Below are 26450 nucleotides of genomic sequence, written 5' to 3' on the forward strand. Positions count from 1 at the left end.
ACTTGGCCGCGAAACGCCCCGCCCAGCTTGCGGCGGAATCATCACCGCAGGTCGACATACTCGACGGATGGTTCGCGAGCACCGGGTGGATGTGGCGTTGGAGCGACTGGTGGCGTCCGGGGTGATCAGTGGCGAGCAGCGGGGAGCGGTGCTGCGGGCGGTCGACGAGCAGGAGCGGGCCGGGCGCGCGAGCGGGGGACGGGTGGCCGCCGAGATCGTGGCGTACCTGGGAGCCGCGCTGGTGGCCGCGGGTTTGGGACTGTTCATCGACAAGGCGTGGGCGCAGGTGGCGCAATCGGGCCGGGTGGTGTTGCTGGTGGTGGTGGCCGGGTGCGCGATGTGGGGAGCGGTGGTACTGGCCGAAGGATGCGTGGGCGTGTTCCGCCGGGTGCCGATCGCGTCGGCGGGGCGGGTGCGGCTGGCGGCGGTGCTGCTCGTGCTGGCGGCGGTGGCGGTGACCGGTGCGGTGGCGACGGCGTTCGACGGGCATCATGGCGACGCGACGGCCATCGCGGCCTCGATCGCGGGTCTGTTCGTCGCCGTTCTCGGATATCTGCTGGTGCCGAGCGTGCTCGGAATGGTCGCCGTGGCCTGCTTCGGTGTCGCGAGCATTCTCAATGTCACCTCGGAGCTGTTCGAGGTCCGGTCGCCGTGGCAGGGGATCGCGCTGATGGCGTTCGGTGCGCTGTGGTTCGGACTCGCGTCGGCTCGCCTGCTGGTGGCCGAATGGGCCGGCTATCTCCTCGGCGGGGTGATCGCGGTGATCGGCGCGCAATCGGTGACGTTCGGCGAATCGCTGTGGCGACCCTGCCTGACCGCGCTGATCGGGGTGCTCTGCTTCGTGCTGTACGTGCTGCGTCGCGACGCCGTGCTGGTGCTCGGTGGGGCGGCGGGGATCGCGGTCGCGGTCGTGCAGGCGGTGGCCGACTACACCGCGGGAGGGCCGGTCGTCGCGAGCGTGGTGTTGGGGATCGGCGCGCTGGTACTCACCGCGGGGGTGGTGGTCGTGGTCGGCAAGCAGGGATGACCTGCTGTGGGCCTCGGCAGGATCGGTTCAGGTCAGCGGATCAGGGTGGTTTCCTGGGCGCGGATCGTCCGGAAGAAGCGGGGACCCACATCGGCGCCGTCGTGGTTGTAGCTGTCGATGATCTCGGCGAGTTCATCGGCGAGCCGGCGCAGGTCCGCAGTGGCGGTGATGCGGTCGAATTCGTCGGGTTCCCACCCCCACGCGGGGGGTATGTCGGTGATGGTGACGACGATCTGGTCGGCGAACGGGGTCGTTACGGCCACGGTGAGCTGGGCGGGAGCCGCAGCGAGGGGGCTGTGGACGGTGACCTCGCCGGGCGCGCCCGCGGCGACGAAAGTGCGGGCGAAGGCGATGTCCTCGCGGACCGATTCCACGATCGAGGCGGTGCTCGCGTGCCTGCCCGCACGGTGGTGCCGCGAACCGTAGACGCGGTCCGGCGCGGCGCCCGAAGCAGTGTGGTCCGCGGATTTTCGGAGCAATCGGTCCAGCATCCGCTCGGCGGTGGCGCGCTCGCCCGCGCCGGTGTTCTCGTGGTCGATCAGTGCGCGCAGGCGGGTGATCCGCACGAAGTGGTCGCTGCCCATGGCGACGATTGTGCCGCAAATCGGGCGCGGTGGAATGCGTCACAGACGGCGTGGCACAGTTCAGATCCAGGTCACCGGAGAGCGGCGCGGCTCGGTATGGTCTGCACCATCCGTGACCGTTGATTGACAAGAGGGTGGCTGTGACCGAATTCGAGACGATTCTGCTGGAGCGCAAGGGCGGCACCGACGGTAAGGGCGGGGTCGGCTGGATCACCCTGAACCGCCCCAAGGCACTCAATGCTCTCAATGCCCAGGTCCTCGACGACGTCATCGCCGCGCTCGACGAGCTCGACCGCGATGATTCCATCGGCGCCGTCGTGATCACCGGCTCGGCGAAGGCCTTCGCGGCGGGCGCCGACATCAAGGAGATGGCGCCCAAGTCGTACATGGACATGTTCCTGGCCGACTACTTCGCCCGCTGGGACCGCCTGGCCAACTTCCGCAAGCCCACCATCGCCGCCGTCTCCGGGTACGCGCTCGGTGGCGGCTGTGAGCTGGCGATGCTGTGCGACATCCTGATCGCCGCCGACAACGCCAAGTTCGGCCAGCCCGAGATCACCCTCGGCGTCATCCCCGGCATCGGCGGCTCGCAGCGTCTCACCCGCGCGATCGGCAAGGCCAAAGCGATGGATCTGATCCTGACCGGCCGGATGATCGGTGCCGAGGAAGCCGAGCGCTCCGGGCTCGTCTCGCGGGTCGTGCCCGCCGACGAACTGCTCGACACCGCGCTGGAGGCCGCGCAGACCATCGCGTCGATGTCGCTGCCGGTCGCGATGATCGCCAAGGAGGCGGTGAACCGCTCGTTCGAGAGCACGCTCACCGAGGGGCTGCTGTTCGAACGCCGGGTGTTCCATTCGCTGTTCGCGACCGAGGATCAGAAGGAAGGCATGGCCGCCTTCGTCGAGAAGCGGCCGCCGAACTTCATCAACCGCTAGTTCGGTTTCCAGCGCGGCGCACCGTCGATGAAGTGCGCGGTGCTCGGCGCGGTGCCCTGTTCAGGGGACCGCGCCGAGGGGTTGTCGTTGCTGAGCAGGCCGGCGACCGTGCCACCGAGGGTGGCCGTCACCGCGACCGCAGCGAGAAGTTTTCGGCGACCCTGGCGCGGCGGCACTCCGATGACCCCCGCACCTCGACGCGGCATCCGTAACCGTGCCGAGGGACGGCGGGCGCACAGCAGCACCGCGCCGCGCGCCGAAACATATTCCGGCTCAGGGTCGTACACGATCGGCAGGCCGATCAGCTGGGCCAGATCCGCACGCAGGCTCGGGTTGCGCGCGCAGCCACCCAGTAGTGCCAGCGCTCCCGGCTGCACCCCTGTCTCCTGGATCAGCAGGCGCACGAACGACGCCGAATGATGCAGTCCCGCTTCGCAGAGGGCGGCCAGATCGCTGCGGGTGAGCACGGCGCGGCCGCCGGTGTCGGCATCGGCGGCGGTGACAACTCTGGTGCGGCTCAACGATTCCCGATGTTCGCGGCTGGCGTGCGCGTCGGCCGAGACGCCACTGCGCGCGAGTTGCCAGCGCAGCAGCGCGTCGTAGCCGTTGCCGCTGATGACGGTGCTGCGTTTGCCCGCGAGGATGGTTTCGGTACGGCAGTCGGCGTGGGTGATGGTCAAACCGGAACTGCCCAGGTCGTAGAGCATCACCGAGTCGATGGCGGGCAGCAGGCCGCTGAAACGCAGATAGCGCAACTGGGCCAGTGGCTCGTCGACGATCGCGAAGTCGGCCTGGCCCGCTGCCGCTCTGATCGCATCGGCCTGTAACTCGCTGCGGCAGGTGACCGCGGTGCCCGAAATGTACTCGTCACGGTCGGCGGCCGCGGCGCGCATGCGATGGATCGCGGTGAGTACCGATTCCTCCACCGATCCGCCCGGCCTGCGCGGTACCTGGATCCGGTCGATGGGCGGCATGTGGGGCTGATCGGAATGGGTCAGCAGCGCACGGGCTCCACCCGCGCCCGCCGACACCCCGAGGATCAGCACCATGCGCTACATCGTGAACCTTTTCGGGCTAGCTGCCAAGGGAATCGGCCGAAGATTCTCCGGTCGATTGCCAGGTCGCGTGGAATGCGAGGTTTTCCGGGTCGTCGACCTCGAAATCCCCCGCGTCGTGACGGAATTGTGCCAGCAGTCGTAACAGGTCGCGGCCCTGGTCGGCGGGCAGGCCGGGTTCGGCGAACACCTCGGCGTTCAGTGCCGCCGTGGCTTCGGCCACGGATTTCCTTCCCGCGCTGGTGATTTCGATGAGAGTTGCCCGTCGGTCGCTGGGGTGCGGGACGCGGACCACCAGCCCGGCGGCTTCGAGCCGATCGACGGTATTGGTCACGCTCGTCGGATGCACCTGCAGGCGCGCACTCGCCTTGGCCATCGGCAGCGCGCCGGTGCGGCTGAAACTGAGCAGCTGCAGGAGTTCGTAGCGGGAGAACGTCAGCCCGGATGGTTTGAGCGCCTCGTCGACGCGCGCCATCACAATCTGCTGCGCCCGAACCAGCGAGGTCACCAGGGCCATCCCGTCGGCGACCGACTCCCAGCCGTGGGCGACCCACTGCCGGTAAGCCTCGGCGATCGGGTCCTCGGAAAGCGGTCTGGGCCGTGACATGAAAACGATCATTCCACGACCCAGCCGCTTTCCCACAGAGCGAGCGGCGGGAATTGAACCCGCGTTAACGGCTTTGCAGACCGTTGCCTAAACCACTCAGCCACGCCCGCCTCGCCATTGATAGTGCCGTGCTCCGGCGCTCCCGGCGAGGGTTGGGATCAGCGTGATCGCAACGTCAGTAGGCCACGGCGGGGCCGTGGACGGTGAGGCGGACGCGGTTGCCGGTGGTGGGGGCCTCGATGCCGGTGCGGCGGACACGGACGGTGCCCGCGCCCTCGGCGAGGTCGATGGTGACGATCACATCGGGGCCGCGGAAGTCGACGGCGGTGACGTGACCGGAGTGCGGTTCGTCATCGCCGATCACCTGGGCGGCGAGCTGTTCGGGACGGATCATCAGGGTCACTTCGCCGGTGGGGGCGCCCTGCTGCACCGGGACGGGCCCCAGGACCGACTTGGCGGTGTCGGCTTCGCAGAGGGCGTCGAGGAGCACACAGTCGCCGAGGAAGCGGGCGGTGAACAGGTCGGCGGGCCGGTGGTAGACCTGCTGCGGCGGCCCGACCTGGGTGAACCGCCCCGCGCGCATGACGGCGACCTGTTCGGCGAAGCTGAGCGCTTCCTCCTGATCGTGGGTGACCAGGATGCTGGTCATGCCCGCGGCGCGCAGCGTGTCGGCCACAGCCTGACGGGTGGTGGCGCGCAGGCCCGTGTCGAGGGCGCTGAACGGCTCGTCGAGCAGCATGAGATCCGGCTTGCGGGCCAGGGCCCGGGCCAGGGCGACACGCTGTTGCTGGCCGCCGGAGAGTTGATGGGGTTTGCGGTCGGCGTAGTCAGGGTCGAGGGAGACCATGGCCAGGAGTTCGATGACACGGGGGCGGTCGCGGTGTGGGCGCAGGCGGTCGACGGCGCCGCGCAGCCCGGTGTGCAGGCCGTAGGCGATATTGTCGGCGACGCTCAGGTGCGGGAACAGGGCGCCGTCCTGGGCGACGTAACCGATTCTCCTGCGCTGTGGTGGTACGCAAATATCTTGGTGCACAACAGTTTCCGAGCCGAGTCGCACCGAACCTGTATCCGGGCCCTCGAATCCGGCGATCACCCGCAACAAGGTGGTCTTGCCGCAGCCCGACGCGCCGACCACCGCCGTGGCCGTGCCGTTCGGTACGTCGAGGTCGATGTGATCGAGCACCGTGGTGCCGCCGAAACTCTTCGAAACCCCTTCGACAACAAGCCGACTCATATCCCGGCCGCCTTTCGTGACTGGGTGAACAGTAGATATGTCACCGGTACGGCGGCGATGATCATGATCAACGCGTAGGGTGCCGCGGCCGCGTAGTCGAGTTCGCCCGACTTCGCCCAGAACTGCATGGCCAGAGTGCGCGTACCGGTGGGCGCCAGCAGCAGCGTCGCGGTGAGTTCTGTTGATACCGCGACGAAGACGAGCGCGGCGGCCGACGCGGCGGCGGGCGCAGTCATGCGCAGGGTGACGCGGAAGAAGGTGGTCGAGGCCGATTCGCCCAGCGACCGCGACACCTCTTCGAGGCCGACCGGGACCTGGGCCAGCCCGGCTCGCACGCTCACCAACGCGCGGGGCAGGAACATCAGCGCGTAGGCGATCACCACCAGCGACACCGTTTGGTACAGCGGCGGTGTCCAGCGAATGGTGACGGTTACCAGGGCGAGCGCGATCACGATGCCGGGCAGCGAACTGGTGATGTAGTTGGCGCCCTCGATCAGCCGGGCGAACGCGCTCGTGGAACGCACCGCGATCCAGGCGACGGGGAACGCGCACAGCGTGGTGACCAGCGCGGCCGCGGCCGCCAGGCTGATCGTCTGGCCCAGTGCCGCACCGATTTCCGCGGAGTCCCACACCGCTGCACCACCCAGCCACAGCCAGCGCCCGATCGTCCACAGCGGCACGCCGAGCGACCCGGCGACCACCGCCGCGAGTACCCCGAACAGCGGCACCCGCAGCCCACCCAGCGCGATCGGCCGCGCCGCCCGCGCCGCACCACCACCCAGCCGGGCGTAGCGCGCGTCGCCGCGCAGCAGCGACTCGCCACCGAGCAGCGCCAGGCAGCACAGCACCAGCACCCCCGCGAGCATGCTGCCCGCCGGACCGGCGAAACTGCTCTGGTACTGCTCGAAGATCGCCGTGGTGAACGTGTCGAAGCGCAACATCACGAACGCGCCGTATTCGGCGAGCAGATGCAGCCCGATCAGCAGGCCGCCACCGAGAATCGCTAATCGCAACTGCGGCAGCGTGATCCGCCAGAACACCGCTACCGGCCCCGAGCCCAGCGCACGCGCCGATTCCTCGATCGCCGGGTCGAGTCGGCGCAGCGTGGCCGCGACCGGCAGGTACACCAGCGGAAAATACGACATCGTCGCCACGATCACCGCGGCCGACAGCCCGTGCATCGACGGGAAAACGCTCACCCACCCATAACTGTTGACGAACGCGGGCACCGCGAGCGGGGCGACCAGCACCGGCCCCCACCACGCCCGTCCCGGCACATCGGTGCGCTCGACCAGCCAGGCCGACCCGATGCCGAGCACCACACAGACCGGCACCGTGCACACCACCAGCAGCGCGGTGTTCGTCAGCAGCTCGCCCACCCGCGGCCGGAACACCAGCGCGCCGGCCTCACTCAGCCCGGTGTCGAACAGCACCGAGACGATATAGCCCAGCGGCACGAACGTCGCCGCTGTGAGCACCAGTGCGACGGCCGTGCTGAACACCCCGGGCCGACCGACCCGGGGTGTCGACCTCACGAGGGTAGTGCGCACCTAGAGCAGCCCGGCCTCGGTCATCAGCTGGGTGACCTTCTTCGCATCGAGCTTGCTCGGGTCGATCGCGGGTGCCTGCAGGTCGGCCAGCGGCGGCAGCGCGGGGTTCGCGGCGACATCGCTCGCCACCGGGTACTCCATCGAATCGCCGTCGCGCAGCACCTCTTGGCCCTTCTTCGCGGTGATGAAGGCGAGGAACTTCTGCGCGGACTCCTGCTTCTTGCTCGACTTCAGCACCCCGCCGCCCGACACGCTGACGAAGGCGCCGGGGTCCTGGTTCTTGAAGTAGTGCAGCGCCGTGTTCGCGCTGCCCTCCTTGGTCTTGGCCTGGTCGCGGTACCAGTAGTAGTGGTAGATCACGCCGCCGTCGGGATTGCCCGCGTTGACCGCCTTCATGGTCGCGACATTGTTCTGCAGGCTGGTCGCGTTGGCCTTCATGCCGCGCAGCCAGGCGCGAGTGACGTCCTCGCCCTTCAAGGCGAGCAAACCGGCCACGATCGCCTGGAAGTCGGCGCCGGACGTGCCCGCCGCCCAGCGGCCCTGCCACTGCGGCTGCGCGAGATCCAGCAGCGAGGCGGGCAGCCCCGCGGTGTTGAGCTTGTCCTTGTTGTAGACGAAAACCGTTGCGCGAGCGGCGACTCCGGTCCACTTACCGGTCGACGGACGGTACCGTTCCGGCACCTGGTCGAGGGTGGCCTTGTCGACATCGGCGAACAGACCGGCGTTCTCCACCAGTGCCATGGCCGGGGAGTTCTCGGTGAGGAAGGCGTCGGCGGGGGAGTTGGCGCCCTCGGCGACGAGCTGATTGCCCAGCGCGGTGTCACCACCCTGGCGCAGGGTGACCTTGATGCCGGTCTCCTCGGTGAACGCCGCGACCCACTCCTTGGTGAGCGACTCGTGCTGGGCGTTGTAGACGGTGATCTCGTCGGCGCTGCCCGAGGACGAGGAGCAGGCGCTGAGGCCGAGGGTCGCCACGGCGACCGCCATCAGTCCGGCCAGAGGTTTCCAACTGCGCGAGGTCATTCGCGTCCTTCCACCAAGGGTCCCCATCCTATGATGAGGCTTGCCTAAGGAAGATACCCCGCGTGACATGCACAGATGCGGACGACCGGCGAATCAGAGTCCGGACAGATCGCGGGTGACGGCGTGATTGCGGTCCTCGATCGTGCCGAGGAGATAGTCCGGTGCGGTGCCGAAATACTGGCCGCGAGTCAGGCTGCTCCAGCGGCGGGCGTCCTCGGATCGGGTCTTGTGGAAGTTCACCCGGTAGCCGCCCTCGTAGACGTGGAGCAGGCAGTAACCGCCCGGATACTCCTTCACCGCACCGACTTCCAGGAATTCCACCGCGCAGGGCAGGTCGGGCCGGGTGCGTCTGGTTCGGTGGGTGTGACCGCTGTGGTGCAGGAAGACGCCCGGCGCCTGCTGGTAGAGGCTCTGTAGTTCGAGGGCGGTCGCGCGGTCGAGGATGAAGCCGGGGCCGCCGATATTGGTGAAGCCCGCCTCGGCGGTGACGGGGTGGTGGCCGAACACGATGGTCGGCCGGTCCGGGTCGGCGCGCAGCGTTTCGGTGAGGGCGTCGAGTTGCGGGCGGTCCATGGTGCCGCCCGCGGCATCCGGGGCGCTGGTGTCGAGGCCGAGGATGCGCAGGTCACCGAGGTGGTGTTCGGTCAATTGCTGACGGGGCAGGAACTGATCGCCCCAGCAGTCGGCGCAGTCCGGATAGTTGTGCGGGCGGTCGTGATTGCCGCGGGCGACCAGGTAGTCGGTGCCGAGGATTCCCCATGTGTCCAGATGTGTTCGGACAGAACGTGATTCGTCGGCGGTGGCCTCGTTCGTGAGGTCGCCTGCCAGCAGCAGGAGTGAGGCGTCGCGGGCGCTGATATCAGCGAGGAGGCCGTCGAGCATGAACCGCGGATAGGGCGGGTCGCTCTGGTATCCGGGTGGGAAACCGGCGATCACGATGCCGCTCACCGTCTCGCCGTAGTGCACGTCGTTGGCCAGGGCGATGGTGTGTAGCAGACGTCCGGGAGGTGGTGTGAGCGTGGTGAATTCGCCACGAGCTTCGGGAGCGCCGGGTGCCGCCGTGGTGAGCGCCGGGGCGGGGAGCGCGCGAATTCCGTTGGACAGGGCCTGGAATCGGTACGGGCGGCCGGGCTCGAGGTCGTCGATCTCGGCATAGTGGAACGGGGTTCTGGAGTCGTCGTGGTAGACGGTGAACGGCTCGCGGGGTGAATCCGCCGGGGCCAGGCGCACTTCGGTATCGGCGGGGACCGGAAAGGGCCGGCCTGCCGGATCGAGACCGAACGTGGTCCAGGTCAGCACCGCACCACGATCGGTCACGGTGACGATTTCCAGATCGAGCGCGATCAGCGGATCGAATTGCGCCGCACCGGAACCCGGTATCGCCGCGGCGAGCGCCGCGCCCGCCGCGGCGGCCAGTACGGTTCGGCGCGACGCTCCGCAGCAGCCCATACTGTCGAGCGTAACGGCGGTTCCAGGCGATACCGGGAAGCGTCACCGGGTGTTCGGTCAGTGTTTGTTGGCCGGTGCCGAGCAGATCTTCCAGGTGCCGTCTTCCTTGGTGAGGTGCTCCTCGGTACTCGACTCGGTATCGGGCTCCTCGCCCTCCACCGACAGCGTCAGCTGACCGGTGACCGTCGCTTTCGCGTCGTCGCCGGTGATGACGATGTCCTTGACCTCGTCGATCGTCACCTGCACCGTCGCCCGCTCGAACTGCGCCCGCTGCTCGGGGGTGAGATTGTCGATCTCCGTGCGATCCGCCTGGCAGGCCAGCTGCGCGGCGGCGATGAAACCGTCGGCATCGAGCGTGTCGTAGAAGTCGCGCACCGCGACGTCGATCTGCTTCTCGTCCGACGACAACGGCGTACGCCCCTGCAACGTGAGCACGACCCCCGTCACCAGCACGCCGACGACCACCAACGCGACGATCCCCAACGCCACGAACAACCCGGTCCGCTTCTTCTTCGGCGCGGGCGGCGGCACGAACACATCGGGCCCACCCGGATACTCGGGCCCCGGCGGCCCCCCGGCCCCGAACCCCGCATGCGGATACCCCGGCGGCCCGGACGGCATCCCCGGATCGCCGGGCGGCTGCTGACCGAAGGGAGGCTGTTGTCCCTCGGGCGGATTCGTCATGGCAACGCTCCTGATGTCATCGGGGGCGTCGACCCCCAAAACCTATGGAACCGTGCGAGATCAAACCTGAATATCGAACAAACGAGGCGAACCATAACCTCCGCGCTCCACTCGACCTCACCCGGGTCTGGATGCCTTCGTGAAGGCAAGATGAAGCCATGACGGCGTCGAGTGGGGACTTGCCCTTCGTCCGCGGAACTGCTCCGCCCTACTATGCCGCGATCTTGACCACCGCCTTGTCGACGGACGCTGCGGACCTGGCTGGATACGCGGAGGCGGCGGCGGAAATGGCCGATCTTGCAGCGCGGATCGACGGTTACCTTGGCATGGAGTTCGCTCGAGACGCGGGTTGTGGCATCACCGTGTCGTACTGGAGGGATCTGGACGCGCTACGGACCTGGCGTGACAACGTCGAGCATGTCGCAGTCCAACGCCTGGGCCGCGAACGGTTCTACCTGGGGTACCGCGCGCGGATATGCCACGTCGAACGCGAATACGAATGGACGCGCCCGGCGGAACTCGGTGCGCTCGTTCACGATGACCGCCAGTGCTGAAAGGTGGCTCAGTGGCCGATCAGAATTTCGTCCTGGCTCGGCAACGAGAAAGGCCCCGACCAAGTGGTCGGGGCCTTCTTCGGTGCCCTCGGCAGGAATCGAACCTGCGGCCTTCTGCTCCGGAGGCAGACGCTCTATCCCCTGAGCTACGAGGGCGGGATAGATGCCGGTCGCGGTGAGGCGATCGGGCAGCGACAGCGTATCGCATCGAGTGCGGTGCGCCAAAAACTGTGCCGGACCGGGGGTTGGGGCCGGTCCGGCCGCGGTTGTCAGCCGAGGGGGAGGGGGGTGGCGTTGCGGGCGGCGAGCATGGTGGTCATCAGCTGCGATTCGCCCTCTTGGGTTTTCGACATCGTGGCGGCCAGGGTGCGGACCGCGGTGGTGTCGGCGTGCTCGGCGGCGTAGTCGAGCATCGGGACGCCGCCCTGGTGATGGCGCAGCATCAGTTGCAGGAACATCGTGTCCAGTGCGGGGCCGGTGGACCGGCGCAGCGCGGTCATCTCCTCCTGGCTCGCCATGCCGGGCATGGACTGCATCGGGCCCGACATCGCCGGCTCGGCGGTGGAACCACCGTGGTGGCCGGTGGTGCCGTGGTCGTCGCTCATCCAGCCCATGTAGCCGTCGACGTTCTGGTTGGACTCGCCCCACAGCTGCAACCAGGCCTGCATGCGGCCGATCTGGTTCTGCTGAGTGGTCAGGATGTCGTAGGCGAGGCGACGCACATCGTTGTCGGTGGAGGCGATCAGGGCCACCCCGGCCATGTCGACGGCCTGCGCGTGATGCGCCGACATGTCCTGACTGAAACCGATGTCGACCGCGCTCGGCTCCGGTTCGGCGTTCTTCTCCAGCGGCATCCGCAACAACACACCCGCCACCGTGCCGAGCAGCAGCAGACCGATCGCGCCGAGAACGAGCACCGCCCCGGCCGGGCGACGCGCGCTCGACTCGGGCGCGGTGTCGTCGGGTTCGACCGCGCTCTCCTGCGCGCTCACTACTGACCCGCGGGCAGGCCGCCCGGCATCGGGATGTTCGGCAGGCCGGGGATGCCCGAGCCCGTGCCGCCGCCACCGAGTTCGGTCTGGTCCTGCGTCAGGCCCTTGCCGTCCATCGGGACCGCTTCGGGACCGTAGGGCGAGGAGTCGAACGGCGGCGGGTTGTTCGCGTCGAAGATCGGGTTCGAGCAGCTCGCGCCGACCTCGGGGTAGGCGTAGGGATTCTCACGCAGGGCGGAGATGAACTGCTTGATCCGCGCGTCGTCGGCGTTGTCCAGCTTGAGCTGGTGGCCCCACGACTGCAGCGAGACCGCCGAGTCCAGACCCGGGTACGGCGACATCAGCGAGTACTGACGGCCCTTGACGAAGTTCGACAGCTTCTCGACACCGGCCGCGTCGACCTTGTCGGGGTTGTAGGCGATCCAGACCGCGCCGTGCTCGAGCGAGTGCACCGCGTTCTCCATGCGGATCGGCTTGGCGTACACGGTGCCCGTGCAGTTCGCCCACGCGCCGTCGTGCGGGCCACCGAAGGCGGGGGCCTTGTCGTAGGCCACGCGCTGGCTGGCGGTCACGTGCAGACCGGCCGGGTACTCCGACTTCACGACGCCGTCGATCTTCGCCGACGGGTCCTGGTTCTCCTTGGAGGGGACCCATTCCTTGAGGTCGGTCTGGGCCTCGCGGATCGCGGCCTGGTCCATGTACTTGGGCACCAGGCTGTAGGCCAGCAGCCCGATCAGCGCGACGATGGCGACGCCCGCGCCGAGCAGCACCCATGGGGTGTCGCGCTTCTTGCCCGGAAGGTTGCCCTTGCGGGTCTTGCGGGACGGAGACGACTTCCCCGCGGCCCGCACGGCCTTGGCTGATGTGGCGCTGGTCCTGCTAGGCATCGCTCGTTGTGCTCTTTCGACGTGTGGATCGGTGGGTTCGTGGCGGGCGGTCGTGGTTGCAAGGGGCCCAGCCAATAGGATAGAGACTCGTGACTCCAGCTGACCTTGCAGATCTCCTTCGTACCACCGCGGCGAAGGTGCTTGTCGAACGCGGACTGGACTCGTCGGTCCTGCCCGAGCAGGTCACAGTGGAGCGTCCGCGCAACCCCGAACACGGCGACTATGCCACGAATGTAGCGATGCAGGTGGCCAAGCGGGTCGGAACCAACCCCCGCGAGCTGGCAGGCTGGCTCGCCGAGGCGCTGTCGGCCACCGAGGGGATCGATGTGGCCGAGATCGCCGGGCCCGGCTTCCTGAACATCCGTCTCGCCGCTTCGGCGCAGGGCGTCATCGTCAGCCAGATCCTGGCCGCGGGGCAGATCTACGGCACCGGGTCCGCGCTGGCAGGCACCAAGATCAACCTCGAGTTCGTCTCCGCGAACCCGACCGGTCCGGTGCACCTCGGCGGTACCCGCTGGGCCGCCGTCGGTGACGCGCTGGGTCGCATCCTGGCCGCTCAGGGCGCCGACGTGACGCGGGAGTACTACTTCAACGACCACGGCGCGCAGATCGACCGCTTCGCGAAGTCGCTGGTCGCCTCCGCACTGGGCGAACCGACTCCGGAGGACGGGTACGCGGGCGAGTACATCGCCGAGATCAGCGCGGGCATCGTCGCCGCGCATCCCGATGTGCTCACCCTGCCCGCCGACGAGCGGCACGAGGTGTTCCGCAGCGAGGGCGTGCAGCAGATGTTCGCCCAGATCCGCGCGGACCTGCACGAGTTCGGCACCGATTTCGACGTGTACTTCAACGAGAGCGAACTGTTCGCCTCCGGCGCCGTCGAACAGGCCGTCGAGCAGCTGAAGAACTCGGGCAACCTGTACGAGAAGGACGGCGCCTGGTGGATCGCCAGCACCGAATACGGCGACGACAAGGACCGCGTGGTCCTCAAGAGCGACGGCAACGCCGCCTACATCGCCGGTGACATCGCCTACTTCCAGAACAAGCGTGGCCGCGGCTTCGACCTGGCCATCTACATGCTCGGCGCCGACCACCACGGCTACATCGGCCGGTTGAAGGCCGCCGCCGCCGCGTTCGGCGACAACCCCGACACCGTCGAGGTGCTGATCGGGCAGATGGTGAACCTGGTGCGCGACGGCGTCGCCGTGAAGATGAGCAAGCGTGCGGGCACCGTGGTGACTCTCAACGACCTGGTCGAACAGATCGGCGTCGACGCCTCGCGCTACTCGCTGGTGCGTTCCTCGGTGAACTCGAGCATCGACATCGACCTGGACCTGTGGACCAAGGCGAGCAGCGAGAACCCGGTCTACTACGTCCAGTACGCGCACTCGCGGACCAACAGCATCATCGGCAATGCCGCGAAGTACCCCGAATTCGCTTCTGTCGAACCGGATTTCGCGCTGATGACCTCCGGTCGCGAAGGCGATCTGATCCGCACCCTCGGCGACTTCCCGCGCGTGGTCGCGACCGCCGCCGATACCCGCGAACCGCATCGCATCGCCCGCTACCTCGAAGAACTGGCCGGTGTGTACCACCCGTTCCAGTCCGACGACGACATGCGCGTGCTGCCCAAGGGCGACGACGCCGTCACCCCGCTCAACGCGGCTCGCCTCGAACTGGTCAAGGCGACCCGTCAGGTGCTGGCCAACGGCCTTGCCCTGCTCGGCGTGAGCGCACCGGAGCGCATGTGAACACCGGCAAGTTTTTCAGGAAGGACGCACTGCGATGAGTGCACACCCGGCCGGTCCCCGGCACGCAGAGATCCCGCACGCGCCGAGTCTGGCCGAGCGCCCGACCGACCCGAGGGAGATGATCGACCTCCCCGACAACGTCTGGCCGCGCAATGCCTCGCGCGGTGACGACGGTGTGGTCGCGCTGGCGGGCGTGCCCGTCACCCAGCTCGCCGAGCAGTACGGCACGCCGCTGTTCGTGATCGACGAGGACGACTTCCGCTCGCGCTGCCGCGACATGGTCGCCGCGTTCGGGCCGAACGCCCGCGTGCACTACGCGTCCAAGGCGTTCCTGTGTGGCGAGATCGCGCGCTGGATCCGTGACGAGGGCCTTTCCCTCGACGTGTGCTCCGGCGGCGAGCTCGCGGTGGCGCTGAACGCCGGTTTCCCGGCCGAGCGCATCGCGCTGCACGGCAACAACAAGTCGGTGCCCGAGCTCGAAGCGGCCGTCACGGCCGGTGTGGGGCACGTGGTCGTCGACTCGCTCTATGAGATCGAGCGGCTCGAAGCGGTCGCCGGTGCGGCGGGCGTGGTGCAGGACGTGCTGGTCCGCGTGACCGTCGGCGTCGAGGCACACACCCACGAGTACATCTCCACCGCGCACGAGGACCAGAAGTTCGGCTTCTCGATCGCGGGCGGCGACGCCATGGAAGCCCTCGCGCGCGTCTTCGAGGCCGACAACCTGCGTCTGGTCGGTCTGCACAGCCACATCGGCTCGCAGATCTTCGAACTCGACGGTTTCGAGATCGCCGCGCGCCGCATGCTCGGCCTGCTGCGCGAGGCCATCGACAAGTTCGGCATCGACCGCACCGCCCAGATCTCGACCCTGGATCTCGGCGGTGGTCTCGGCATTTCGTACCTGCCGAGCGACAACCCGCCGCCGCTGGGTGAATTCGCCACCAACCTGCGCGCTCTGGTCGCGGCCGAGGCCGCCCGTGCCGGGTTGCCCGAGCCGACCATCGCCGTGGAACCGGGTCGCGCGATCGCGGGTCCCGGCACCGTCACCCTGTACGAGGTCGGCACCATCAAGGATGTCGAACTCGACGGTGGCGCGCGCCGTCGCTACGTCAGTGTGGACGGCGGGATGAGCGACAATATCCGCCCCGCGCTGTACCAGGCCGACTACGATTGCCGTCTGGTCTCGCGCTCCTCGGACGCCCATGCGGTCGTCGCGCGCGTGGTCGGAAAGCATTGCGAGAGTGGCGATATCGTCATTCGTGACACGTGGATGCCTGCTGATGCGGCCCCCGGTGACCTGGTGGCCGTGGCGGCGACCGGTGCGTACTGCTACTCGATGTCGAGCCGCTACAACCTGCTCACCCGGCCCGCCGTGGTCGCGGTGCGTGACGGTGCGGCGCGACTGATTCTGCGCCGGGAAACGGTGGCGGACCTGCTCAGCCTGGAGGTGGAAGAATGAACGGCACCAATGACGCGGGACGTCCGCTCGGCGTAGCCGTGCTCGGGATGGGCACTGTCGGCACCGAGGTGGTTCGCGTGCTGCGCGATCACGCCGATGACCTGCGTTCGCGCGTCGGAGCACCGCTCGTGCTGCGCGGTGTCGCGGTGCGCGACATCAGCAAGGACCGCGGTCTGCCCGCCGAGCTGCTCACCACCGACGCCTCCGCGCTCGTCGCTCGCGACGATGTCGACCTGGTCGTCGAGGTCATGGGCGGCATCGACCCCGCCCGCAAGCTGATCGGCGACGCGCTCAACGCGGGCAAGTCCGTCGTCACCGCCAACAAGGCGCTGCTGGCCGACTACACCGGCGAACTCGCCGCCGCCGCCGAGGGCAGCCGCGCCGACCTGTACTTCGAGGCCGCCGTCGCCGGTGCGATCCCGGTGGTCCGGCCGCTGATCCAGTCGCTGTCGGGTGACCGGGTGAACAAGGTCGTCGGCATCGTCAACGGCACCACCAACTTCATCCTCTCCGCGATGGACGAGACCGGCGCCGCCTACGACGACGTGCTCGCCGAGGCCACCGCGCTCGGCTACGCCGAGGCCGACCCCACCGCCGACGTCGAGGGCTACGACGCTGCCGCCAAGGCCGCGATCCTGGCCTCGCTGGCGTTCCACACCCGGGTGACCGCGGCCGATGTCTATCGCGAGGGCATCTCCAAGATCACCGCCGAAGACCTCGAGACCGCGTCGGCCGTCGGCTGCACGGTCAAGCTGCTCGCCATCTGCGAGCGCGTCTCGGCCGGTCCGGGCGAGCCGACGCTGGAAGAGGGCGGCAAGGATCGCGTCTCGGTGCGCGTCTACCCGGCGCTCATCCCGCGCAAGCACCCGCTGGCCTCGGTGAACGGCGCGTTCAACGCCGTCGTCGTGGAAGCCGACAACGCCGGTCGCCTGATGTTCTACGGGCAGGGCGCCGGTGGCGCCCCCACCGCGTCGGCCGTGCTCGGTGACCTGGTGATGGCCGCGCGTAACAAGTTCTACGGTGGTCGTGCGCCCGGCGAATCGGTCTATGCTGAGCTGCCGATCGCGCCGATCGGCGACACCCCCACCCGCTACCACGTGAACCTGCAGGTGGAGGACCGTCCCGGCGTGCTCGCCGCGGTCGCCGACACCTTCGCCCAGCACGGGGTGAGCATCTCGACCGTGCGTCAGCAGGGCCACGGCGACGGCGCCCGGCTCGTGGTCGTCACCCACCATGCGGTGGAGTCGTCGCTGGCAGATACTGTCGCCGTATTGGCGGACATGGAATCCGTCACCGCTGTGACCAGCGTTCTCAGATTGGAAGGCACCGAAGAATGACGAACGGCATCGCCCCCCAGACCGGCGTGCACTCGCGCTGGCCCGGTCTGATCGCTGCCTACCGCGACCGCTTGGCCGGCGCGGCCGACTGGGAGCCGGTGACCCTGTTCGAGGGCGGTACCCCGCTGGTCCCCGCGCCGCACCTGTCCGCGCTCACCGGGTGCGAGGTGTATCTCAAGGTCGAAGGTGCCAACCCGACCGGTTCGTTCAAGGACCGCGGCATGACCATGGCGATGACCGACGCCAAGTACCGCGGCCAGAAGGCCGTGCTGTGCGCGTCGACCGGCAACACCTCGGCCTCGGCCGCGGCGTACGCTACCCGCGCGGGCATGGAATGCGCCGTGCTGATCCCGCAGGGCAAGATCGCGATGGGCAAGCTGGCCCAGGCCGTGATGCTCGGCGCCAAGATCATCCAGGTCGAGGGCAACTTCGACGACTGCCTCGAGCTCGCGCGCAAGGTGACCGCGGAGTTCCCGCAGGTCGGCCTCGTGAACTCGGTGAACCCGGCGCGTATCGAAGGCCAGAAGACCGCCTCGTTCGAGATCTGCGATGTACTCGGCAAGGCGCCCGATGTGCACGTGCTGCCGGTCGGCAACGCGGGCAACATCACCGCCTACTGGCGTGGGTACCGCGAGTACTACGCCGACGGCATCACCTCGGTGCTGCCGCGCATGCTCGGTGTCCAGGCCGCCGGTGCCGCGCCGCTGGTCAACGGTGCGCCGGTCAAGGACCCGGAGACCATCGCGACCGCCATCCGGATCGGCGCCCCGGCGTCGTGGAACGGTGCGATGGAAGCCAAGGAGCAGTCCGGTGGCGCGTTCCGCGCGGCCACCGACGACGAGATCCTGGCCGCCTACCGCCTCGTCGCCGCGAAAGAGGGCGTCTTCGTGGAGCCCGCGTCGGCCGCGAGCGTGGCCGGTCTGCTGGCCGCGCGCAAGGAAGGCTGGCTGGATTCGGGCCTGACCGTCGTGTGCACCGTGACCGGCAACGGTCTCAAGGACCCCGACAACGCGCTGGCCGGAATGCCCGAGGTCAAGCCGATCGCGGTCGACCCGGTCGCTATCGCCCGCGAACTCGAGCTGGCCTGAGTTGACCGCACCCGAGCCAACGCTGATGACAGCGACGCTGCCCGCCGGTCTCGAAGTGACCGTGCGTGTTCCCGCCTCGACGGCCAATCTCGGTCCCGGATTCGATTGTCTCGGAATGGCATTGGGCATCTACGACGAAATCGTGGTGCGCACTACCGAGTCGGGACTCGGCATCCGCGTCGAGGGTGAAGGCGCCGACGACGTGCCTTGGGGCCCAACACATCTGGTGGTCCGCGCGATCGAGCGTGGACTGGAATCGCTGGGTGTGTGGGCCGACGGTCTCGACGTGGTGTGCCGCAACGTGATTCCGCACTCGCGTGGGCTGGGTTCCAGCGCGTCGGCCGTGGTCGGCGGGCTGGCCGCGGGCGCCGGGCTGGCCGCGAAGTTCGACCCCGCGCTGCGCATGGACGACGACCGGCTGGTGCAGCTCGCCTCCGAGTTCGAAGGCCACCCCGACAATGCCGCTGCCAGCGTGCTCGGGGCAATCGTGGTGTCGTGGACCGAAACCGATGCCGCGCAGACCCGCGCCTACCGGGCCGTGCGGCTCACCCCGGCATCGGCCCTTCGTCCGGTGGTGCTGATCCCGCAGGAACGCTCGTCCACGGCGCACACCCGCGGGCTGCTGCCCGAGCAGGTGCCCCACGGTGACGCGGCGTTCAACGTCAGCCGGGCGGCGCTGGCCGTCGTCGCGCTGACCGAACGTCCCGATCTGCTGATGTCGGCCACCGCCGACCGGTTGCACCAGACCCAGCGTGCCCCCGCGCTACCGCTCACCACGAAGTGGATCGAGCTGTTGCGCGCCGCGGGTATCGCGGCGACCGTCTCGGGCGCCGGCCCGACCGTGCTTGCCCTGACCACCGAAGAATTCCCCGATGACCTGCGCAAACAGGCCGAATCGGACGGTCTGCGCGTGGTCGAACCCGGCATTGCCGACGGGGTATCGATCGACTGACGGCGTGCCTGCCTTGCCGTTGTTCGCAATAGGCAGCTATTCTGAGCAAGTCCGTACATCGTGCGCATCAGACGCCGGTGCTTCATCAGGGCAATCGCTCCCCTCACCACTGTCTTCTGGTGGCGAAGGCCTCCGGTCCTCCCGCGGCGGGTAGTACGGCACAGGCGTCGAACATGGACGCATAATCCGAGCTCGGCATATATTGCCGGGTCTACGGAACGGAACCCTCGAATCAGCACACGGCATTCGAGGGAAGGAAAGGACTTCCGTGACAGAAACGGACCTGCTCGCGACACCCGGGGTGGATTCCAACCCTACGAACTCGGGCAGCCGCGAAAGTGAATCCGGACAGATTTCGAAAATGAGCGAACAAACCGACGTCGCACGATCGGGGCTGACTGGAATGCTGTTGCCGCAGTTGCGCGCACTGGCGGGGGAGCTCGGTATCCGAGGTACCTCCGGAATGCGTAAGGGCGATCTCATCGCCGCTATCAAGGAAAATCAATCCGGAGCGCCCGCCAAGGGGGACAAGCCCGCCGCCGCGCCCGTCGCGAACGACGCGCCCGCGAAGAACGAAGCGCCTGCCAAGAACGAAGCGCCCGCGAAGGTGGAGAAGTCCGCCAAGGCCGACAAGCAGGCCGCGCCCGTCGAGAAGCAGGCTCCTGTCGAGAAGCAGGCTCCCGTCGAGGTCAAGGCCCCCGAGGCCAAGACCGTCGAGGTTCCGGCCGAGCAGGCCGCGGCCGAGCAGGTCAAGACCGACGCCCCCGCCGACGCAGGCGAGGATTCCGGTCGCGATGGCGGCCAGCGTGGCCGCGGTCGGCAGCGTCGTGGACGTGACCAGGCCCGTTCCGGTGGTGGCGACAATGCTCCCGCCGAGAACCGCGCCCCGGCCGAGAACCGCGCCGAGGAGACCAAGCAGGCCGACAAGGCCGAAGGTGGCGATCAGGGCGAGCGTCGCCGCGAGCGTGGCGACCGCAACGGCGCCGAGCGTGGCGAGCGCACCGGTGGCGACCGCAACGGCAACGACCGTGGCGAGCGCACCGGTGGCGACCGTAATCAGAACGAGCGCAACCAGAACCAGAGCCAGAACGGCAACAGCGGCGGCAATCGCGGACCCCGCGACGACCGCGGTGGTGACGACGAGGAAGGCGGCCGCGGTCGCCGGGGTCGTCGATTCCGCGAGCGTCGTCGTGGTCGTGACCGCGATGGTGGTCCCGCCGGTGGCGGCCAGTCCGAGGCGCGCGACTACGACATTCGCGAAGACGATGTGCTCCAGCCGGTCGCGGGCATCCTCGATGTCCTCGACAACTACGCGTTCGTGCGGACCTCCGGCTACCTCGCCGGCCCCAACGACGTGTATGTGTCGATGAACCTGGTGCGCAAGAACGGCCTGCGCCGCGGTGACGCGATCACCGGTGCGGTGCGCGCCCCGCGCGACGGCGAGCAGAACAACCAGCGGCAGAAGTTCGACCCGCTGGTTCGCCTGGACACCGTGAACGGTGGCGAGCTCGAAGCGGCGCGTCGTCGGCCGGACTTCCAGAAGCTCACCCCGCTGTACCCGAACGAGCGGCTGCGCCTGGAAACCGCGCAGAACAAGCTCACCACGCGCGTGATCGACCTGATCATGCCGATCGGTAAGGGCCAGCGTGCGCTGATCGTGTCTCCGCCCAAGGCGGGTAAGACCACGATCATGCAGGACATCGCGAACGCGATCGCGATCAACAACCCCGAGTGCTACCTCATGGTTGTCCTGGTCGACGAACGTCCCGAAGAGGTCACCGATATGCAGCGTTCGGTGAAGGGTGAGGTCATCGCCTCCACCTTCGACCGCCCGCCGGGTGACCACACCTCCGTCGCCGAGCTCGCCATCGAGCGTGCCAAGCGTCTGGTGGAAATGGGCAAAGACGTTGTGGTGCTGCTCGATTCGATCACTCGATTGGGCCGTGCGTACAACAACTCCTCGCCTGCCTCGGGCCGCATCCTCTCCGGTGGTGTCGACTCGACCGCGCTGTACCCGCCGAAGCGTTTTCTCGGCGCGGCCCGCAACATCGAGAACGGTGGCTCGCTCACCATCATCGCCACGGCGATGGTGGAGACCGGTTCCACCGGCGACACGGTGATCTTCGAAGAGTTCAAGGGCACCGGCAACGCCGAGCTCAAGCTCGACCGCAAGATCGCCGAGCGGCGCGTGTTCCCCGCGGTGGACATCAACCCGTCGAGCACCCGCCACGACGAGCTGCTGCTCTCGCCCGACGAGATGGCTGTGGTGCACAAGCTGCGGCGCGTGCTGTCGGGTCTGGACTCGCACCAGGCGATCGATCTGCTGATGGATCGTCTGCGCAAGTCCAAGAACAACCTCGAGTTCTTGATGACGGTCTCCAAGACCGCACCGAGCGCTCTCGACGAGTGATCGTCTAGAACCACCGGCAAGGGCCTCGCTTCGGCGGGGCCCTTGCTCGTTCTCGGCCGAGAACGCGCGGCGCCGGCCGCAATATCACAGGGAACAAAGCGGAGGTGGGGGGTGTTCTGGGAGGGTGCGGTCTGCTCTGGCATACTGGACAACTGTGTGTCTGCGAGTTCGCAGACATCCCGCCTAGTCGGTTCCGGTTCACGTACTCCACTCCATGGGGCTACGACCCGGCGACCATTATCGAGAGGACGCCCATGAAGGCAGGAATCCACCCCACGTATGTCGAGACCACCGTTGTGTGTGGCTGCGGCAACACCTTCCAGACTCGCTCCACCAAGGAGTCCGGCCAGATCTCGGTCGAGGTCTGCTCGCAGTGCCACCCGTTCTACACGGGCAAGCAGAAGATCCTCGACACCGGCGGCCGCGTGGCTCGCTTCGAGGCTCGCTACGGCAAGCGCGCAGGTGCCAAGAAGGCCGAAGACGCCTCCTAGTTACCTCTCCCGACGCCCGGTACTGCATCAGCAGGCCGGGCGTCGGTGGTTTCTCTGCCCGAGGTCATCGCTTTCCCACACATAAGGAACTCTCTGTGACGCAGCCGTCCGCTATCGACGACATCCTGGCCGAGTACGCCGGCCTGGAGATGCAGCTCGCCGATCCGTCGTTGCACAACGACGCGGGTGCGGCGCGACGGGTGGGTAAGCGGTTCGCCGAGCTGGCACCGGTGATGAGCACCTATCGCAAGCTCGAGACCGTGCGCGACGATCTGGAAGCCGCCCGTGAGCTGGCCTCCGACGACGCCTCGTTCGCCGCGGAGGTGCCGGGGCTGGAGACACAGCTGGTGGAGCTGGAACAGGCTCTCGCCGACTTGCTCGCCCCGCGCGACCCGCACGACGGGGACGACGTGGTGCTCGAGGTGAAGTCCGGCGAGGGCGGCGAGGAATCGGCACTGTTCGCCGCCGATCTGGCGCGCATGTACATCCGGTACGCCGAGCGGCACGGCTGGAAGGTGGAGACGCTCGATGTCACCTATTCCGACCTGGGCGGATACAAGGACGCGACGCTGTCGATCAAGAGCAAGGACGCCGCGCGCGACGGGGTGTGGTCGCGATTCAAGTTCGAGGGCGGGGTGCACCGGGTACAGCGCGTGCCGGTGACCGAATCGCAGGGCCGCATTCACACCTCGGCCGCGGGCGTGCTGATCTACCCCGAGCCCGACGAGGTCGAGCAGGTGCAGATCGACGAGACCGACCTGCGCATCGACGTCTACCGGTCCTCCGGCAAGGGCGGCCAGGGCGTCAACACCACCGACTCCGCGGTGCGCATCACCCACCTGCCCTCGGGTATCGTGGTGACCTGCCAGAACGAACGCTCCCAGCTGCAGAACAAGGCGCGCGCCATGCAGGTGCTCGCCGCCCGGCTGCAGGCGCTGGCCGAGGAGCAGGCCGACCAGGAAGCCGCGGCCGGTCGCGCCAGCCAGATCCGCACGGTCGACCGCTCCGAGCGGATCCGCACCTACAACTTCCCGGAGAACCGGATCGCCGATCACCGCATCGGGTTCAAATCGCACAATCTCGACGCCGTCCTCGATGGCGATCTGGACCCGCTGCTCGACGCGCTCGGCAAGGCCGACCGCGACGCGCGAATGGCTGCCGAGTAACCGGCATGAGCATTCGACTCCCCGCACCGGCGGCCCCACGGGACACCGACGTGGACGGCTCGGCCGGGGCGGTCGCAGGCCTCATCACGCCCGCCACGGCCACGCCGAGGTCGCTCGGATGAACGATCGACGCGAGCAGCGGCCGACCTGCGAGCGCGCCATGATGGACCGGACGGATCGATGACCGAGCGGGTGCGGTTGCGGCCGCTGATCGTCGAAGCCGCCGCCCGGCTGGCCGAGGCCGGCGTCGGTTCGCCGATGCCCGACGCGGAGAACCTGGCGGCCCATGTGCTCGGTACCGAGCGCATGCGGCTGGCGATGATCCCGTTGGTCGAGCCCGAGGTCGCCGATCGGTACCGCGCGGTGATCGAGCGGCGGGCCTCTCGAATTCCCTTGCAGCACTTGACCGGAACGGCCGCGATGGGTGAGATCGACCTCGCGGTGGGCCCCGGGGTGTTCGTCCCGCGCCCGGAGACCGAACTGCTGTTCGCGTGGGCGCTGGCCTACCTGGAGACCCTTCCGCACGACCACACGCCGATCGTCGTCGACCTGTGCACCGGCTCGGGCGCACTGGCGCTGGCCATCGCGCACGCCCGCCCGGACGCCGAGGTCCACGCCGTCGAACTCGACCCCGCCGCCCTCGCCTGGGCCCGTCGCAACGCCGACACCCGTATCGCCGGGGGCGACACCCCGATCACCCTGCACGCCGACGACGTCACCGACCCGGCCCTGCTCACCCCGTTGACGGGCCGCGTCGACCTGGTCGTCGCCAACCCGCCCTACATCCCCGACGCCGCGATCCTCGACCCCGAGGTCGCCGACCACGACCCCCACCGCGCCCTCTTCGGGGGCCCGGACGGCCTCGACGTCATCCGGGCGATGATCCCCACCATCGCCCGCCTCCTGAACTCCGGCGGCGCCACCGGCATCGAACACGACGACACCAATGGCGGGGGAGTGGCGGCGCTACTGGCGGCAGCCGATTTCACCGACGTCGTCGAACACGTCGACCTGGCCGACAAGCCCCGCTTCGTGGTCGCCCGGCGCCCTGACCGTCCCTGAGCGCAGGCGAATCCGGCGTGGCCTGGGTCGGCCTCGATCGCCGTCGATTCCGATGATGGTGTGAGTGGCCTCGGTGGCCCGGCACGAGTTCGCATCTGCGCGCGTGAGACCCGGTTCAGCGTAGCCCCGCCGACGGCCGGCAAACTCTGGACGATTGCCCAATTGCCGGGCTGACGCCGCGACTCGGTCGGCGAGCGGTCAACCAGCACACTCTGAGCATCAGGCGCCCGGTCATGCCCAAAAGTCCCCCGGCACTGCGGCCTCAGCCTGGGAGTTAGACTCTTGCGCGCACCAACGACCGGAAAAAATTCGCGGAGAGGCGACAGACGCTGTGAGTACCGTCTATGACTGTGCCGAAGCTGATTCGCGTGCGGCGGGCATCACCGCCGCGACCAGCGCTCTGAAGTCCGGTCGGTTGGTCGTGATGCCCACCGACACGCTCTACGGCATCGCCGCCGACGCGTTCGATTCCGCCGCGGTGAGCGATCTGCTGGCCGCCAAGCGCCGTGGACGCGATATGCCGGTGCCGGTGCTCGTCGGGTCGTGGCACACCATCGACGGCCTGGTGTTCTCGGTGCGGCCGCAGGCGCGGGACTTGATTCGCGCGTTCTGGCCCGGTGCGCTGAGTCTTGTCGTGCAGGCCGCGCCTTCGCTCGCGTGGGATCTCGGTGATACCCGTGGCACGGTGATGTTGCGGATGCCGCTGCATCCCGTGGCGCTCGAATTGTTGCGTGAGGTCGGGCCGCTGGCGGTGTCGAGTGCCAATGTGTCGGGGCAGCCGCCCGCGACCACCGCCGCGCAGGCGCGCGAGCAGTTGGGGTCGCTGGCGAGCGTGTATCTCGACGGCGGCCCGGCCGAACACGCCGTGGCCTCGACGATCGTCGATCTCACCGCGGATCAGCCGCGGGTGTTGCGGGAGGGTGCTGTGTCGGTGGCCGATATCGCGGAGGTGCTCGGGATGGTGCCGGAAGCCCTGATCAGCTCCGCGCAGCGGTGATCGCACGCCGCTGATGAGCTCAGTCGTTCCCCTGCGCGAGCTATTGCTCGTGCTGCTCGTCTCCGCCACGGTGACTTTCCTGGCCACCGGAGGCGTGCGGGTGCTCGCCATCGCGTTCGGCGCCGTGGCGGTGCCACGTGAGCGTGATGTGCACGTGAAGCCGGTCCCGCGGATGGGTGGCGTCGGCATGTATGTCGGCGTCGTCGCCGCGGTGTTGTTCGCGCATCAATTGCCCGCGCTGCGAAGAGGTTTCGACTACGCCCCGGATATCCCGGCGGTGCTGGTCGCCGCGACGATCATCGTGCTGGTCGGCATCGTCGACGACCGGTGGGGATTGGACGCGCTCACCAAATTCGTCGGTCAGATCACCGCCGCGGGCGTGATGGCCGTGATGGGCCTGAGCTGGTACGTGATCTACAACCCCTTCAACGACACCACCGTTGTGCTCGACGCGTTGCAGGGCGGCCTGGTCACCGTCGGCATCACCGTCACCCTGGTGAACGCGATGAACTTCGTCGACGGTTTGGACGGCCTCGCCGCCGGTCTCGGTTTGATCTGCGCGAGCGCGGTTTTCGTGTTCTCCATCGGTTTGCTCTACGACCAGGGCGGTTCGGTCGACACCTATCCGCCCGCGTTGCTGGCCGCCGCGCTGGCCGGTGCCTGCCTCGGATTTCTGCCGCACAATTTCTCGCCCGCCCGAATATTCATGGGCGATACCGGCTCGATGATGATCGGTTTGATCCTGGCCGCGGTATCCACCGGCGCCTCCGGGCGAATTCCACTCCAGGGTTACGGACCGCGCGACATTGTCGGTTTGCTGTCGCCGATCTTGCTGGTCGGGGCGGTGATGTTCATTCCGGTGCTCGACCTGTTGCTGGCGATCGTGCGCCGGGTGCGCGCCGGCGTGAGTTTCTCCACACCGGACAAAATGCATCTGCACCACCGATTGCTCCAGATCGGGCATTCGCACCGTCGCGTGGTCTTGCTGATCTATTTATGGGTCGGTGTTCTCGCGTTCGGCGCGGTGGGAACTTCGCTGATGGATAGACGCCTTGTTGTCCTGCTGGTGGCAGGCGGATTGGTGTTCGCGCTGGTAGTGACCGCGATCCCGTCCGTGCGCAGGTCGGAGTCGACGCAGCACTGAGTTCGGCCCGCAAGG

At 68.2% G+C, this 26450-nt stretch carries 24 protein-coding genes and 2 tRNA genes; 14 read left to right on the forward strand and 12 right to left on the reverse strand.

Going from position 1 to position 26450, the window contains the following annotated elements; all coding sequences use genetic code 11:
* Positions 1–67: 67 nt before the first annotated feature.
* Complete coding sequence (locus ACWDXS_RS34245; protein ID WP_449972258.1) at positions 68–1027, forward strand: DUF2157 domain-containing protein; 960 nt, start codon at positions 68–70, stop codon at positions 1025–1027.
* A 32-nt stretch (positions 1028–1059) separates the two neighbouring features.
* On the opposite strand, the gene ACWDXS_RS34250 is transcribed toward ACWDXS_RS34245, so the two are convergent.
* A complete protein-coding gene (locus ACWDXS_RS34250; RefSeq protein ID WP_378996206.1) occupies positions 1060–1611 on the reverse strand; it encodes a hypothetical protein in 552 nt (183 codons plus the stop codon).
* A 140-nt stretch (positions 1612–1751) separates the two neighbouring features.
* Between ACWDXS_RS34250 and ACWDXS_RS34255 the strand changes: the two genes are divergently transcribed.
* Positions 1752–2546 carry an enoyl-CoA hydratase gene (locus ACWDXS_RS34255; RefSeq protein WP_449972261.1) on the forward strand — a complete coding sequence of 265 codons (795 nt, stop codon included), beginning with the start codon at positions 1752–1754 and terminating at the stop codon, positions 2544–2546.
* Here the strand turns inward: ACWDXS_RS34255 and ACWDXS_RS34260 are convergent.
* The 8 genes from ACWDXS_RS34260 to ACWDXS_RS34295 form a co-directional block, all read right to left on the reverse strand.
* Positions 2543–3595, reverse strand: coding sequence for a hypothetical protein (locus tag ACWDXS_RS34260; protein WP_449972264.1), 1053 nt, complete (start codon positions 3593–3595; stop codon positions 2543–2545). The genes ACWDXS_RS34255 and ACWDXS_RS34260 overlap by 4 nt on opposite strands.
* A gap of 25 nt (positions 3596–3620) precedes the next feature.
* A complete protein-coding gene (locus ACWDXS_RS34265; RefSeq protein ID WP_379316391.1) occupies positions 3621–4208 on the reverse strand; it encodes a MarR family winged helix-turn-helix transcriptional regulator in 588 nt (195 codons plus the stop codon).
* A 38-nt stretch (positions 4209–4246) separates the two neighbouring features.
* Positions 4247–4318 (reverse strand) — tRNA-Cys (locus ACWDXS_RS34270).
* 65 nt (positions 4319–4383) lie between these two features.
* Positions 4384–5442, reverse strand: a complete 1059-nt coding sequence (locus ACWDXS_RS34275; RefSeq protein ID WP_449972268.1) for an ABC transporter ATP-binding protein — start codon at positions 5440–5442, stop codon at positions 4384–4386.
* A complete protein-coding gene (locus tag ACWDXS_RS34280; RefSeq protein ID WP_449972270.1) occupies positions 5439–6977 on the reverse strand; it encodes an ABC transporter permease in 1539 nt (512 codons plus the stop codon). The genes ACWDXS_RS34275 and ACWDXS_RS34280 overlap by 4 nt, the downstream gene beginning before the upstream one ends.
* 15 nt (positions 6978–6992) lie before the next feature.
* Positions 6993–8015 (reverse strand): iron ABC transporter substrate-binding protein, encoded by a 1023-nt coding sequence (locus ACWDXS_RS34285; protein ID WP_378663182.1) that lies wholly within the window; start codon positions 8013–8015, stop codon positions 6993–6995.
* Between the two features lie 93 nt (positions 8016–8108).
* On the reverse strand, positions 8109–9464 hold the full coding sequence (locus ACWDXS_RS34290) for a metallophosphoesterase (RefSeq protein WP_449972274.1): 1356 nt from the start codon (positions 9462–9464) through the stop codon (positions 8109–8111).
* Positions 9465–9521: 57 nt separating this feature from the next.
* On the reverse strand, positions 9522–10148 hold the full coding sequence (locus tag ACWDXS_RS34295) for an Rv0361 family membrane protein (RefSeq protein ID WP_378996193.1): 627 nt from the start codon (positions 10146–10148) through the stop codon (positions 9522–9524).
* 224 nt (positions 10149–10372) lie between these two features.
* Between ACWDXS_RS34295 and ACWDXS_RS34300 the strand changes: the two genes are divergently transcribed.
* Complete coding sequence (locus ACWDXS_RS34300; protein ID WP_449972277.1) at positions 10373–10702, forward strand: antibiotic biosynthesis monooxygenase family protein; 330 nt, start codon at positions 10373–10375, stop codon at positions 10700–10702.
* An 83-nt stretch (positions 10703–10785) separates the two neighbouring features.
* On the opposite strand, the gene ACWDXS_RS34305 is transcribed toward ACWDXS_RS34300, so the two are convergent.
* The 3 genes from ACWDXS_RS34305 to ACWDXS_RS34315 form a co-directional block, all read right to left on the reverse strand.
* A tRNA-Arg gene (locus ACWDXS_RS34305) sits at positions 10786–10858 on the reverse strand.
* A 113-nt stretch (positions 10859–10971) separates the two neighbouring features.
* Positions 10972–11694 carry a DUF305 domain-containing protein gene (locus tag ACWDXS_RS34310; protein WP_449972280.1) on the reverse strand — a complete coding sequence of 241 codons (723 nt, stop codon included), beginning with the start codon at positions 11692–11694 and terminating at the stop codon, positions 10972–10974.
* A complete protein-coding gene (locus tag ACWDXS_RS34315; RefSeq protein ID WP_378996189.1) occupies positions 11694–12581 on the reverse strand; it encodes a DUF3105 domain-containing protein in 888 nt (295 codons plus the stop codon). Before ACWDXS_RS34315 ends, ACWDXS_RS34310 begins: the two co-directional genes overlap by 1 nt.
* A gap of 89 nt (positions 12582–12670) precedes the next feature.
* Here ACWDXS_RS34315 and argS point away from each other — a divergent pair, with 89 nt between their 5' ends.
* From argS to ACWDXS_RS34370, 11 genes are all read left to right on the forward strand, one after another.
* Complete coding sequence (gene argS / locus ACWDXS_RS34320; RefSeq protein ID WP_378996187.1) at positions 12671–14332, forward strand: arginine--tRNA ligase; 1662 nt, start codon at positions 12671–12673, stop codon at positions 14330–14332.
* 34 nt (positions 14333–14366) lie between these two features.
* Positions 14367–15788 (forward strand): diaminopimelate decarboxylase, encoded by a 1422-nt coding sequence (gene lysA, locus ACWDXS_RS34325; RefSeq protein ID WP_378996185.1) that lies wholly within the window; start codon positions 14367–14369, stop codon positions 15786–15788.
* Positions 15785–17125 carry a homoserine dehydrogenase gene (locus ACWDXS_RS34330; RefSeq protein ID WP_387447956.1) on the forward strand — a complete coding sequence of 447 codons (1341 nt, stop codon included), beginning with the start codon at positions 15785–15787 and terminating at the stop codon, positions 17123–17125. The genes lysA and ACWDXS_RS34330 overlap by 4 nt, the downstream gene beginning before the upstream one ends.
* Positions 17122–18213: a threonine synthase gene (gene thrC, locus ACWDXS_RS34335; RefSeq protein ID WP_378635756.1), complete on the forward strand. Its 1092-nt coding sequence runs from the start codon at positions 17122–17124 to the stop codon at positions 18211–18213. Before ACWDXS_RS34330 ends, thrC begins: the two co-directional genes overlap by 4 nt.
* Positions 18214–18238: 25 nt before the next feature.
* Positions 18239–19165 carry a homoserine kinase gene (gene thrB, locus ACWDXS_RS34340; protein WP_378996181.1) on the forward strand — a complete coding sequence of 309 codons (927 nt, stop codon included), beginning with the start codon at positions 18239–18241 and terminating at the stop codon, positions 19163–19165.
* A 268-nt stretch (positions 19166–19433) separates the two neighbouring features.
* A complete protein-coding gene (gene rho, locus ACWDXS_RS34345) occupies positions 19434–21575 on the forward strand; it encodes a transcription termination factor Rho (RefSeq protein WP_449972286.1) in 2142 nt (713 codons plus the stop codon).
* 254 nt (positions 21576–21829) lie between these two features.
* The gene (gene rpmE, locus ACWDXS_RS34350; protein WP_067447685.1) at positions 21830–22066 is read left to right on the forward strand and encodes a 50S ribosomal protein L31; all 237 of its coding nucleotides are present in this window, start codon (positions 21830–21832) and stop codon (positions 22064–22066) included.
* Positions 22067–22161: 95 nt separating this feature from the next.
* The gene (gene prfA, locus ACWDXS_RS34355; protein WP_062984459.1) at positions 22162–23232 is read left to right on the forward strand and encodes a peptide chain release factor 1; all 1071 of its coding nucleotides are present in this window, start codon (positions 22162–22164) and stop codon (positions 23230–23232) included.
* 180 nt (positions 23233–23412) lie between these two features.
* Positions 23413–24294, forward strand: coding sequence for a peptide chain release factor N(5)-glutamine methyltransferase (prmC, locus tag ACWDXS_RS34360; RefSeq protein ID WP_387447949.1), 882 nt, complete (start codon positions 23413–23415; stop codon positions 24292–24294).
* A gap of 331 nt (positions 24295–24625) precedes the next feature.
* Complete coding sequence (locus ACWDXS_RS34365) at positions 24626–25291, forward strand: L-threonylcarbamoyladenylate synthase (RefSeq protein WP_378996174.1); 666 nt, start codon at positions 24626–24628, stop codon at positions 25289–25291.
* Positions 25292–25304: 13 nt separating this feature from the next.
* Positions 25305–26435, forward strand: a complete 1131-nt coding sequence (locus tag ACWDXS_RS34370) for an MraY family glycosyltransferase (RefSeq protein WP_378996172.1) — start codon at positions 25305–25307, stop codon at positions 26433–26435.
* Positions 26436–26450 lie beyond the last annotated feature (15 nt).

The sequence above is a fragment of the Nocardia sp. NPDC003183 genome, from assembly GCF_053590715.1.